The following is a 12,663-nucleotide window of genomic DNA, read 5'->3' on the forward strand; positions in this document are numbered from 1 at the left end:
GTCACTGTCAGAAATCTCTCTTAGCACTCCGATTTCTGTCATCGCCCGGTAATACGCCAATTGCCCCATCGCCACCCCATAGGCGGCTTCTCTTGACTGATAGTGCGTCAAAGCCGCATCTTTGCGGTGCAAACGGGGCAGCAGTGTGGAAATCGTCATCCCCACGCCCCCTTTTCGCAGTGCATGCCAGGAAACCGTGGCTTCGCCGGGGATTATGTTTTCGAACTGTCTTTCAAACTTCCGAATTTCACTGACGGGTAATTCCAGATCCCGGTTCCATTCGCAGGCATTCCAGGCCATATCAAGGTGTGCATCAAATATCAGCATGAGTTCATCAATCCTGAATGAAGGTGGGAATGATCGTTTCAGATCATTTTATTAAATAACAGCCACACAATGGTGGCATCATGTAGAGGAAGGAGTTTCGGGGCCGGAGATCACATCGGACGAGCCCCCTCCACAGGAACAGATTCCTGCAGCCAGCGCAAACCAGCCGACAATGAACAACGAGCCCCCAATCGGCGCAATCGCTCCCCAGAAAGTCTGACCGCTCAGTGTCAAAACGTAAAGACTGCCAGAGAAAAAAATAATCCCCAGCAGAAAACACCAGCCCGCAATGTTCAACAGCTTTTTCTTTTGTGAAGTCAGCCCTGAAAAACCGACCAGCAGCAAACCCAAAGCATGATACATTTGATACTGTGCGCCGGTTTTAAAGTCATTCAGATACTTCTGAGACGCCGGCACTTCAACACCACCGACAATTTTGACCTGCCCCTCATATTTCTCCGCGAAATGACCGTCGAGCCAATGCGCGGCGAATGCCCCCAGAATCACTGCAAAGCCGGCCAGAACCGCTCCGATGGTGGACCAGTTGAAAGAACAGCAAGACATCCGCGTATCTCCGATTTCAGAAATGATTCAACAACCTGCGATCAGCGTTTTTTACAACTCAATTTTTGTTCCCAGAACTTTCAAAAAGGCTGCCAGCCACTGCGGGTGAGCGGGCCAGGCAGGCGCGGAAACCAGATTGCCATCGACGTGTACCCCATCGATGGACGTCTCAACATACGTGCCCCCCGACAGATTGACTTCCGGCGCACAGGCAGGATACGCGGTGCAACTCTTGCCTTTCAGCACTCCGGCTGCTGCCAGTAATTGTAATCCATGACAGATGGCGGCGATCGGTTTGCCTGCTGTGGAAAACTGCCGCGCAATCTCCAGCACACGTTCATTCAGACGAATGTATTCGGGAGCCCGTCCGCCGGGAATCAGCAGCCCTGTATAATTGTCGGGATTCACATCCGCGAATGAGGCATTCAGGGTAAAATTGTGTCCCCGTTTTTCGGAATAGGTCTGATCCCCTTCGAAATCATGGATCGCTGTTCGAATGAGATCACCGGCTTTTTTATCGGGACAGACGACATCGACCTGATATCCGACCATCTGCAGTGCCTGAAATGGAACCATGATTTCATAGTCTTCGACATAATCGCCTGTTAAAAACAGGATGTTTTTTTTTGCCATTGCATTCTCTCTTATTTTGATGTTTTTTAACCAGCCAGCAGAAACACCAGACGCACCCCAATCATAAGAGCCACCGCCAGTAATAACCAGCCAAACTGTTGTCTTAACTGCAGGCCTTTCAGTCGGGCATTCAGATCAGAACCCAGGCGGGCACCCACAGTCCCTCCCAACAGCAGCGCGATCACAATCATCAGACTGATATTGCCATGCCAGGCGTGAGCCACTGTCGATTGAAATGCCACAATCCAGACAATCACCAGACTGCAGGAAATGGCACGGTGCGTGGGAATTCCGAGTCCAAAGATCAAAGTAGGCAACAGTAATATACCACCACTGATGCCCAGAAGACCGGAAATCAAACCGAGCCCCAGCCCAAACCAGGCGATCAGAGGAATCGAAAGTTTCCCGTCATACAAACCGGGGAAACGTGCCAGCGGAGGCATCTGAAAACGATCTTTCAAAAGTGCGCCGCGAAGTTCCGCATCGGTACGTCGGGCGCTCCTCAGAGAAATCACCCCCAGACTGACCAGCATCAGGAAATAGATAATCAGGACAACCAGATCCGCGACGATGATTGTCTTCCCATTCACGCTGATCGCGGCGACTGCTTTCGCATGCTCCAGCACGCCAGTGCCGGCAAGGACTCCCAGTAACAGGCCTCCGGTCATCACCAGCGGAAAAAACAAATCACGGATTCGGACTTTTCGCGCCAGCAGCGAAGTGGTCGCAGGCCCCAATACCTGACAGGCACTGGCACCAACCGCCAGTTCCATCGGGATCCCCAACACGATATTCAGAATAGGGACCAGCAGAAATCCCCCGCCGACACCGAACATTCCCGCCAGGAAACCGATCAGGCCTCCCGCTGAAGAAATCAGTAAAAAATCGATCCATCCAAAGCCCATCCGAACGTCGCCTCAGATTTGATAGTCGGGGAAAATATAATCGTCATCCGAGCGATCAGACGAGTGATCCTGCCATTGATTAAAGATCCAATTCACGATCACCCCCCACAGAACGGGGATAATAATGCAGGCAATGATAAAGAAAATCTTGTCCAGCATTTGTTTGGCCTTTGCTGAGTTTACGTTAGTGTGCTTCGTGTTTAGAGGCTGACCACGGTCGCTGTCAAGCGTGAGAACCGGCTTCCCCGAAATTGCGCGCCGTTCTTAGTTGATTTTTCATAACTCACATGAGAACATGTACGTTCGTGAACACATCTCTTGCTGCAGGCAACGACGAGAGGAACTCAAAAACATGGGCGAGATATCCCCTGAATCAGAACAGCAGCTTCTCGATCAGATTCAGTTAAATCTGATTCAGGGAGTCGGGCCGCGCACCCGTCGCGCATTGCTGGAACAATTCGGTACCCCCTCCCAGATCCTGACAGCGACTCGCCAGGAATTGCTGAACGTTCCCGGAATCGGAAATAAAATCGCAGACGCGATCTGTTACCGTACTGCAAAGTCCACCGCTGAAGACGAATTAAAACGCTGTCGCGAAAACGGTTATCAGATCCTCTTTGAAGAGGCTGACGATTATCCCTCGCTGCTGAAAGAAATGCCTGACCCTCCGTCCCTGCTTTATTGCAAAGGGAATCTACTGCCGGAAGACGAATTGGCGGTCGCCATTGTCGGCTCGCGAAAATGTACTATTTACGGTTTACAACAGGCCGAAAAAATAGCTGGTTCATTGGCGCGTGCGGGCATCACTGTTGTCAGCGGCCTGGCGCGGGGCATCGACCGCGCCGCACACGAGGGCGCACTCAAAGCAGGCGGAAGAACCATCGCCGTCATGGCCACCGGACTCTCGCACATTTACCCTCCCGAACATCTGGAGCTGTCAGAACAAGTGGCGAACCAGGGGGCACTCGTCACCGAATTCCCCCTCGATCAGGCACCGGTCGCCGGCCTGTTTCCGCAACGCAATCGAATCATCAGCGGTCTCTCGATGGGAGTCGTCCTGATCGAAGCCGGACGCAAAAGCGGCGCGCTCCACACCGCGCGCCATGCTTATGAACAGGGGCGCGAAGTGTTCGCGGTTCCCGGGCGCATCGATCACCCCGCCAGTGCCGGCTGTCATGATCTGATCCGCGATGGCGCCATGCTCGTTCGAAACGTGGATGATATTCTGGAAGGTCTTGGCCCGGCGAAGACTCCTGTAATGACCGCACAAAACCGGGAAGTGCATATACCCCGTGAACTCTCATTGAGCGAATTTGAACGGGATATCCTGAATCTGATCACACTGGAACCACAGCATCTCAATGAAATCGTACAATCCAGCAGCCTCGATTCCTCGCGCATCCTGTCCACGCTCACCATTCTGGAAATGCGAAAAGTGGTCAAACGCCTGCCCGGCGGATACCTGGTCAGAGCAACCGGCTGATCGAGTTTGAATTCGAGACGAATTCTATTACACTCGCAATATGAATAATGCCTCTGAAGAGAGTTTCGCCGGTCAAGCGGTCTACTCGAAAAAATTATTGTCGGTCTATGATCTCTGGGTCCTGGGAATTTCGAATTCGCTGATCTGGAAATGTCGTACGAAAAACATCCTGCGCTGGTTGAATCAAAGTCTGACTGCCAATCATCTGGATGTCGGCGTGGGGACCGGCTATTATCTCGAGCACTGCACATTTCCGGATTCTCCAGTCAGACTCGGTTTGCTCGATTTGAATCCCAACAGTCTGGAAGCAACCGCCAATCGCGCCAGCCGTTATGTACCCGAAGTCTACCAGGCAGATGTCCTGCAGCCGCTGCCCGACCAGCCGCGTCGCTTTGACTCGGTCAGTTTGAATTATCTGCTGCATTGTCTGCCCGGCGATCTGTCATCAAAAGCAGTCCTGTTTGATCACCTGGCTCCCTGGCTGAATCCGGGAGCCATCATTTCCGGCTCGACCATCCTGCACGAAGGAGTTCCCAAAGGACTCACCGCCCGGCGTTTGATGGATTTTTACAATCGAAAACAAATCTTCAGCAATTCTGCAGATCAGCTGGATGAGTTACAATTTCAGCTCTCCCAGCGTTATACTGACGTGGAACTGAAAGTCATTGGCTGCGTCGCCCTGTTTCGAGCTCAATACAATCCTTCAAAGACAAACTAACATTACCTATGGAAATTCGCGAATTTGCAGAACGCGTCCTGCTCAGCGACTCACTGGATGAAAAACTGGCCGCCGCTTCTGAGCCACTCACAGACGGGAAACCGGGCGAACCGTTACGCATCAAAGAACCGGTGCGCCCCGCGAATTTACAGTTTGCAGCACCCCGCACCGCGCCGTCGATGCCAAAACCGACTGCCTTAGTCGAGCAGGAAAAACGGGCGCTCGCCCATCACATCATGGCCAATCATGAACTGCAGGCCCTGGAAGTCATGGCTTATATCCTGTGCGCGTTCCCCGAGGCTCCTGCGGAATTTCGTCAGGGGATGTGCAAGATCATGGCCGATGAACAGCGTCACACCCGTATGCACAAAGAACGCGCCTCGGTTCTCGGGCTCGAATTCGGCAGCCTGCCTGTGAACTGTTACATCTGGAAAAAAGCACTCAGCTACGAAAGCGTGCTTGATTATCTGGCCGGGCTCCCGCTCACCTTCGAAGGACGCAATCTCGATCATACGCTTGAGTTCGAACAGTATTTCCTCGACGCGGGAGATCAGCGCAGTGCCGCCTTGATGAAAGTCGTCTATCGCGATGAAATTCAACACGTCGCCTTCGGCCTGCACTGGCTCCGTAAGCTGAAACCGGATCATCTCTCGGACTGGGAAACCTACGAACAACATCTGCACTGGCCCGTGCGCGCAGCGCTCTCGGTAGGCGATACCTTCAACCGCGAAGGCCGCAAACACACGGGCATGACCGACGAATTCATTGAACAACTTTATCAGTCAGCGCACACCGATCAGCGGCCCAACCAGAAACCGAAAAACCTGGATCAGAAAACGGAATAAGTTCAGGAGTACGCACTTTGACTCAAGCCAGCCTACCCATCTGGGACAAAGTGATTTTTGTCGACTGGCACGGCTTATTGTCGCGCGATCCATTCTGGATCTCGATTCTCAACAATCCTCGGCATCCACTTCACGGGCAACTGTCCGAGGCGGTAAAGCAGCTCTTCAGCCAGAATGATCTGCTCGTCCGCGACTGGATGCGCGGCAGCGTTCCCGCAGGCGAAGTCATTGATTCCATGCAGATCAAACTGGGCAAACAATACAAGCCCGATTACCTGCTGCGCAAACTGTTCGAAGATTGCCAGCGGATGCGCACAAACCGTCGGTTACTTCAAATTCTACAGGCAGCACAGAACAACGGCACATGGATCGTATTGGCAACCGACAATATGGACTGCTTTGATCAGACCATCCGGCGTTTCCAAGGCAATCGGCGAAAACCAGTTTCCGCTGATGCAGACGAAACGCAGTCCATCACGGAGACAGCATGCTTCTTCGATGACCTGCTCTGCTCAAGCGAAAGAGGCATTTTGAAAAGCGAAGACGCGCTCCGTTTCTACGGAGACTGGCTAAGCAATCATGGGCTCGATTTTCGGAACGCTCTGTTACTGGATGATCTGGAAAAGAACTGCAGAGCCTTTTGTTCTGTCGGCGGATCAGCGCTTCGTCTTGAAATCGATACACTCGAGAAAAAATCGGCTACCGTCGCGGCGTCGATCCGGTCGTGGCTTCAAGCGAAATCCTGAGTGAATCTCTGCAAGCGCTTATGCGCTGGCATCGAGACCGATCAAACCGTCGAGCAGGGAATTGGCAGAGAGTGCGCCACTTTCTTCCTGTTTGCTGAACAAGGCTCCCAGCAGACTGGAAATACTTGTCACAGAACCCGCTTCTTCTCCGCCGAAGCCGGCTTGATTTGCACGCGCCCCGAGAATGTCTTCGGCGTTCAAGCCGTATTGTTCGAACACCGAATTGATTGCCGATTTCAATTCCTCTGGATCATTTCCACCGGACGAGCGGAACTTTTCAAAGGCAGCCTTCAGATCGGCTTTGAGTGCTTCAGCAGTTTCCGGATCAATACCGGCTTCCTGCAGCGCGTTTGTGATGCGTGCGTCAAACTGGCCGGAGCCCGTTGAAGCGGCCTCGTCTGTTGGATTACCCCCTGCAGACCGAATGCTCTGGTAAATCGAAGGATTGCTATTGATTGATCCAACACCACTCATGCGTATCACTCCACTCAGAAACCAAAACTTGAAACGCTGCGCACGATCTCAGATCTGCAACCAGCAATAGTTGTCTAATCGGAATAATCGCTACATTCCATCCAGCTAATTTGGAATGAGAACAGGAAAATTTGCGATCTGATTCCCTATTATGGGCCGACCGGTGCAGGCAACTCACGCGTATCTCCATCCATAACAGTGAGTTATGCGTTTCCATCCCAATCACCGTTTTCAACCAAATGGCAGCGATCACGCAAAGGAAACAGGAGACAGTGCAGGAACGATTCCTCATCGACGAATGTACGATCACTGTTTATGCGAACGAGTCGGCAGGCTGACAGTGTGTGATTCTCAGTCTGTCATCCCGCTAAAGAGACATGCTGAAAAGGAAAATCCACTTTGCTTACTTCGTCTGCTTCTGCTGAGCCCGTTTTTTCTGTTTGACTTCCAGACTCGGATGCTTCGGACCGCCGCCGAGATAGGGGTGCTTTTCCAGTTCAGCCCCCTGCCCCAGTTCGCGCGGGTCGTGTGTAGCAATCAACTGCTGGTGCAATTTTTTTGCTAACTCTGTTTTGATCGTCTGGTACATCGCCTCCGCGGCGACATTCGTGAGTTGGTCAGCGTCGTTTCTCAGATCATACAGTTCTTCCGCAGGCAACTTGCCAAATGCCAGTTCGTACAGGCGGCGGTGATTCGCGTCTTTGTCTTTGTTTTCAATCATATAGGTCTTGGTCGGTCCATTGTCACAATCGCCGTACCATGTGCCAGGAATCGCCGCTTTCTGATAATCGGGTGTTCCCGCAGGCCAGCGGTCGGGCCGGTAATTATGAATATAGAGAAAATCATCCGTGCGAATGGCGCGGCACGGATAACCACCCATGTCGGGGATTTCCTGCGAAGGGACATGCCGTTCCTTTCCAAAATAGATCTCGCCCCGATCCGCGGTCACGCGCCCCGATTTCGAATCCGACAGAATCGGCAGCAGGCTGCGACCGGTGACATCTGCGGGAATCGCAATACCGGCTGCTTCGTAAAACGTAGGCGCTAAATCAATCAGACTCACAAAATCCGTCACGCTGCGCCCTGCGGATATTTTCGCAGGCCACCGCGCTGCCAGAGGGACACGGGTCCCCGTATCGTACAGACAACTTTTTCCGCGAGGGAAAGGCATGCCATGATCGCCGGTCATGAACACAATCGTGTTCTCCAGTTCGCCCTGTTTTTCGAGTAACGCCAGCGCGTCTCCCACCAGCTGGTCAAACCGCTGCACTTCCCAGTAATAGTCGGCGACATCACTGCGAACTTCGGGCGCATCAGGAAAACAGGCCGGCAACTTGATTTTTGAAAGATCCATGCCACTCTTCACACCCGAACCAGCTGCATACGGTCGATGAGGATCGCTGCTGCCTAACCAGAAACAAAACGGAGCTGACTTGTCCTGGTGATCCAAAAATTCCTGAAAGTTTTTATAGCGTTTGCCCGCCAGTTCGCGCGCGGGGGTTTCCGTGCGTCCCGGCCCCCAGGCTTTGCCCGTATAACCGACCTGATAACCGTGCTCCTTGAGAACTTCCGGATACGTTTCGAATTTGTCAGGAAAAATGCAGTGCAGGTTGGCGCCGGCTTCCAACTGCCAATGATATTTACCCGTCAGGATCGCGCCCCGCGAAGGCGTGCAGGAAGGAGATGATACATACGCATGCTGGAACAGAACCCCTTCTCGCGCCAGTCGGTCAAACGTAGGAGTTTTCACCACCGGGTCACCATAAGCGCCCGCATGCGGCCAGCCCCAGTCATCGGCAATCGCAAACAGAATATTCGGCCGCTGTTGTTTCTCAGCGGCCTGCGTCTCAACAGCTGATACTAGTTTCGATATGAGTATGAAACAGAACAACACACGTAACGCGACAGAACCATTAAACATAGCGCACCTTTAACGGTAAGTAAAATTCAGAATGAGTCTCTGAATTCCACTTTACTTGCGGTTCTGCAGGTAAGCAAGCAAATCCCGAATTTCCTGAGTGGTCAGACGCTGCTCAAGCCCTTTAGGCATGATCGAAGTGGGCGATTCTTTCATCACCTCAATTTCATCACGGGCAATCCGCACTTCCGACAGGTCGGCTGTTCTCAGATAAACCGTGTCCGTCGATTCCCGACTGATCACGCCGGTATAGATCTTGCCTGCATCCGTCACGACAAGATAGGAACGATAGCCACGGGCAAAACTTGCACTGGGTAAAGCGATTGCTTCCAGTAAATCGGTTCCCGTACGAATCGCCCCGATGCGAGTCAAGTCAGGGCCGACTTTGCCCCCCAGGTCTTCCACTGCATGACATCCAGAGCAGGCAGCTTTCTTGCCAAAGAAAATCTTTTTCCCTTCTTCGAGCCGACCTTCCGTTAACAAAGGCTTGAGTGATTCCAGGTGCGCTTTCTGCTGCGCCAGATCCACGCCCAGTTTTTTCAACAACGGCCCAGCCGCCTGCTGAACCGATTCGGGATACTTCTGCAGCAGGCTCGCCAGCTCATCAGCCGACAGGTTTGTCGCAGCCGACGAACCATTCAACCCGGTGATCAACGCCAGACCGACTGCTTCATCGGTACTTTTCGCATAAGCCCTCAATAAAACCGGCAATGCCAGAGGCCCCGGTGCGTCCAGCTGCTGGGATAACTGAATCAGTTGTTCGCCGGAATGAGGCAAACCGGAAAGGGCCCGCGCTGCCGCCAGGCGATCCAGGGGCGGATAATCTTCGTTCATCCGCGACATCAGAAAATCAAACGTACTCTGATCCACTTTGTGCAATTGAGAACCGACGGCGGAAAGCGATTCAATCCGCAGTGTGGCAGGCTGTTTTTCATCCAGCGCCAGCGACTTCAATGATTCACTCAACTCAGGCAGATCATGTGTCTGGGCAATCCGCACGACCAGAATCTGTAATGCGGGATTCGCTGCTTTTAACGTCTGCTCCAGCGCAGTTCGCCAGAGGACCGGAAACTCTTTTAATGAGGAGCGTTGAATCACTTCCAGCAAAATACTTTTCGCAGGCACTGATGTCTGGGAACCGGTTAATGACTGGGCAATCAACGACTGCACTTCCTGATCAGCCGACTGAGCAATTAAAAATCCACGTAAAACAGCAGACCGCTCTTCACTCAGGCTTTCTTCGTTCAGCCACGTTTTCAGTAAACTCAATGTTTCACCGGCCCAGCCGGCGTGTTCGCCGATAATCGTGAGTGCTTCTTTCTGGAGCGCCGGATCATCCGTGTCTAATAACGGCGTCACCAGTTCGCGAGTCAGGTTCCCGGAATTCATTTGGTCCAGGGCAATCAAAGCAGCCCGACGCACAGCGGGACTGGAATCATTTAATCCCGCCAGCACCAGCTCTCGATGGTCGATGCGAATCAGAGCGTAGATCAAGGCGTGTTCCAATGTCCGATCTGGAGAGCCCGACTTCAAGGCGTGGAACAGGGATTCCACAACTGTCTGCAATTCATTCTCTGAGACAGATTCACGGCGGCCCGCTTCACAAATGCGTCCGAGCGCCGTCGCTGCAGTGCGTTGAATCGCCGGTTTCCCCTCTTTGACCAGCTGAGATAACTGTGGAATGGAATGTGAATCACGTAGCGATCCCAGGCTCTTGGCGGCGGTCATCTGCACCGTCTCAGATGAATCAAGGCCCCCCTGAATCGCAGCCCGGGCTTGTTCACTGCCGATGCGCGTCAGCGTCCAGACCGCATTCCGTTTGCTGGTATCGTTATAAAAAGAACCAGCCGGTGAAGCAACCACCCTGGCAAGCAGAGGCACAGCGAGATCACCGACTTTTGTCAATTGATCCATTGCCTTTTGCTGAATGAAAGGACGCGAATCATTCAACAGTTGCAGCAGTCGATCTGAGGACAACGATTTCCAGTCCAGCGCTAAACCATAAGGGTCCTGCAGAGTCGGCGTCCCTGTTTTTCGAATCCGGTAAATTGCACCGTGAATGTCCGGCTTGGAAATCTGGGACTGCGGACAACCAATGCGGAACCAGCCCCCCGTATCAATCACGAGCAGACTGCCGTCGGCGTCTTCAACGATATCGGTGGGGTGAAAATCAGGATCATCGGAGACCAGAAAATCCTCTTCTTTAGTTTCAAACGTCGCACCACTCCGCACGAGTTGCGAGCGAATCACTTTGTGAGTATTAAAGATGGTGGTAAAAATATTTCCCTGATACTCAGGCCCGAACTGTGTGGAACGATACCGCAACATCCCGGAAACCGCGACGTGTCCGAACCGGGTAATCGGTCCCAGCAGGTCTCCCGTGCGTTTGAATTCCGCGACACAATCTTCGAAGTGCGGATAGACGCCCCCTTCCATCCAGTGCACGAGACAATCCACGCGGGGACGCGACATCAGGATATTGACCGAACCAATCATTTCCCCTTCGGGAGTGAAATCGATTTCAACCGGATTGTCCATGCCGCCGCCACAATGAACTTCGATATCAGAGCCATCTGGCTTGCAGGAGAAAATGCGCGCCGCCAGACCTTTGCTGGTCACCTTGCCGGATTTGTCTTTAAACTCATGGCCGTGTCTGCCATCGCACCAGTACAGGCGGCCTTCCGGGCCACGAAAACAGCCATGAATGCTGGCCGCGTTTCCGGAAAAACCAAAGGAGTCAACAATAATTTTGCGTTCATCGGCCACGCCATCATCGTCATGATCGGTCAGCTTCCAGATATTGGGAGGGCTGGCGACATACAAAGAACCATCGTGCCAGAGCGCGCCCATCGGCAGTGTGAGCTTGTCGGCGAAAACCGTACTTTTATCGAAGCGGCCGTCGCCATCCTGATCTTCCAGCATGCGGATCATGCTTTTCGGCTCTTTGATCAACTGCGGAGCCTTTGTGTTTTCTCCGGAACTTTCGGCAATGAACAGCCGGCCGCGATCATCAAAACCTGCCATCATCGGGTATCGGGTCAGTTCACTATTCGTCACGCGTTCAATACTGAATCCTTTTGGAACACGGGGCAGATCTTCTGCCTGAGTGAATCCCGCATCAGAAAAACAGAACAGAAAAAAGGCAAGCGAACAACTCAAAACGGATACGCGGAACGGTCGTTGATTCACGGAAAGTACCTTTATCGGTAAGGAAGAACACAGATCGTTTGGCTACAGTGAAAAGGACACCAGAGCCTGAGGACCTGATATTGTAAACAAAGTAAAGATTGTTCTCAAACAGGAATCTGAAGATTTCCCGATTTCCTGACCTGAACCGCGTCGCGTGAAATTTCCAACCCGCTGCCTCTCGACTGACATGGCGAATTCTCCGCACGTGATCAGCAAAGTTTCTCTTGTCCGCTGCCGCCGTGGATTTCACGCGCTGAAAAAATAAAAAAATCTCATCTTTTTCCGGCGTCAAAGGGCGGAGCGTGGCGCCGGATTTCTTGGAACGGCGGCATGCGGCGGCGTTTGTCTTTTCACTGTTTTGAGGTCCCTTCTGAAAAAAAGAGATCGCTTTTTTGCCGCTATAATTCCTCACGTAACGCACATCAAACCACTTCATCACAGGGATCAAAACAATGAAAACAACCGAGGCATCCACCCGACAGAAACTGACACAAAAACAACACGCCATCTACACGTTTGTTAAACAGGAAATCATACAGCAGCGTCTTTCGCCAACGGTGCGGGAAATTGGCGACCAGTTTGGCATTCGATCTTCCAACGGCGTCATGTGTCATCTGCGTGCATTGGAACGCAAAGGCTGGATCAAACGCGATCACTATCTCTCGCGCGGCATCACTTTAATCGCGGAACCAGTCACTCAGTTCCTCACACTCGCCCCCGGAGAAGCCGGCTGCTTAGGCGATGTTTATGTCGGCTGCGTGGGTATCGATGATCGCAGTGTGACCCTGGAACTGATCGCCCCCGACACCATGGGAGAAATCCGCAAAGACATTTGAGGAAGGTTGTCCAGAAACTTATTAC

At 52.6% G+C, this 12,663-nt stretch carries 13 protein-coding genes and 1 pseudogene; 5 read left to right on the top strand and 9 right to left on the bottom strand.

Annotation, left to right across the window (positions count from 1 at the left end; translation table 11 throughout):
* The 5 genes and pseudogenes from Q0294_RS12255 to Q0294_RS12275 all read right to left on the bottom strand — a co-directional run.
* Window positions 1-327, bottom strand: a pseudogene (locus Q0294_RS12255) (peptidase M19); the annotation flags it as partial.
* 78 nt (window positions 328-405) lie between these two features.
* Complete coding sequence (locus Q0294_RS12260; protein ID WP_299465496.1) at window positions 406-891, bottom strand: DUF423 domain-containing protein; 486 nt, start codon at window positions 889-891, stop codon at window positions 406-408.
* Between the two features lie 51 nt (window positions 892-942).
* Window positions 943-1,524, bottom strand: coding sequence for a DJ-1/PfpI family protein (locus Q0294_RS12265; RefSeq protein WP_299465500.1), 582 nt, complete (start codon window positions 1,522-1,524; stop codon window positions 943-945).
* A gap of 26 nt (window positions 1,525-1,550) precedes the next feature.
* On the bottom strand, window positions 1,551-2,429 hold the full coding sequence (locus Q0294_RS12270) for a sulfite exporter TauE/SafE family protein (protein ID WP_299465503.1): 879 nt from the start codon (window positions 2,427-2,429) through the stop codon (window positions 1,551-1,553).
* 12 nt (window positions 2,430-2,441) lie between these two features.
* Window positions 2,442-2,588 carry a hypothetical protein gene (locus Q0294_RS12275; protein ID WP_299465506.1) on the bottom strand — a complete coding sequence of 49 codons (147 nt, stop codon included), beginning with the start codon at window positions 2,586-2,588 and terminating at the stop codon, window positions 2,442-2,444.
* A 193-nt stretch (window positions 2,589-2,781) separates the two neighbouring features.
* Between Q0294_RS12275 and dprA the strand changes: the two genes are divergently transcribed.
* The 4 genes from dprA to Q0294_RS12295 are packed head-to-tail and all read left to right on the top strand — an operon-like array spanning window position 2,782 to window position 6,221.
* Window positions 2,782-3,912, top strand: coding sequence for a DNA-processing protein DprA (dprA, locus tag Q0294_RS12280; RefSeq protein ID WP_299465509.1), 1,131 nt, complete (start codon window positions 2,782-2,784; stop codon window positions 3,910-3,912).
* A gap of 40 nt (window positions 3,913-3,952) precedes the next feature.
* On the top strand, window positions 3,953-4,630 hold the full coding sequence (locus Q0294_RS12285; RefSeq protein WP_299465512.1) for a class I SAM-dependent methyltransferase: 678 nt from the start codon (window positions 3,953-3,955) through the stop codon (window positions 4,628-4,630).
* An 8-nt stretch (window positions 4,631-4,638) separates the two neighbouring features.
* A complete protein-coding gene (locus Q0294_RS12290; protein WP_299465515.1) occupies window positions 4,639-5,475 on the top strand; it encodes a ferritin-like domain-containing protein in 837 nt (278 codons plus the stop codon).
* A gap of 17 nt (window positions 5,476-5,492) precedes the next feature.
* Window positions 5,493-6,221 (top strand): hypothetical protein, encoded by a 729-nt coding sequence (locus tag Q0294_RS12295; protein ID WP_299465518.1) that lies wholly within the window; start codon window positions 5,493-5,495, stop codon window positions 6,219-6,221.
* 18 nt (window positions 6,222-6,239) lie between these two features.
* On the opposite strand, the gene Q0294_RS12300 is transcribed toward Q0294_RS12295, so the two are convergent.
* From Q0294_RS12300 to Q0294_RS12315, 4 genes are all read right to left on the bottom strand, one after another.
* Entirely contained in the window at window positions 6,240-6,695 is a 456-nt protein-coding gene (locus Q0294_RS12300) for a hypothetical protein (RefSeq protein ID WP_299465520.1), read from the bottom strand.
* A 403-nt stretch (window positions 6,696-7,098) separates the two neighbouring features.
* Window positions 7,099-8,616: a sulfatase gene (locus Q0294_RS12305; protein ID WP_299465523.1), complete on the bottom strand. Its 1,518-nt coding sequence runs from the start codon at window positions 8,614-8,616 to the stop codon at window positions 7,099-7,101.
* A gap of 51 nt (window positions 8,617-8,667) precedes the next feature.
* Window positions 8,668-11,802, bottom strand: a complete 3,135-nt coding sequence (locus Q0294_RS12310) for a PVC-type heme-binding CxxCH protein (RefSeq protein ID WP_299465526.1) — start codon at window positions 11,800-11,802, stop codon at window positions 8,668-8,670.
* Window positions 11,732-12,238 carry a hypothetical protein gene (locus tag Q0294_RS12315; RefSeq protein ID WP_299465529.1) on the bottom strand — a complete coding sequence of 169 codons (507 nt, stop codon included), beginning with the start codon at window positions 12,236-12,238 and terminating at the stop codon, window positions 11,732-11,734. Before Q0294_RS12315 ends, Q0294_RS12310 begins: the two co-directional genes overlap by 71 nt.
* Window positions 12,239-12,254: 16 nt before the next feature.
* On the opposite strand from Q0294_RS12315, the gene Q0294_RS12320 reads away from it, so the two are divergent.
* A complete protein-coding gene (locus tag Q0294_RS12320; protein WP_299465532.1) occupies window positions 12,255-12,638 on the top strand; it encodes a hypothetical protein in 384 nt (127 codons plus the stop codon).
* Window positions 12,639-12,663: the final 25 nt, after the last annotated feature.

The organism is uncultured Gimesia sp. (assembly GCF_937919775.1).
Classification (GTDB): domain Bacteria; phylum Planctomycetota; class Planctomycetia; order Planctomycetales; family Planctomycetaceae; genus Gimesia.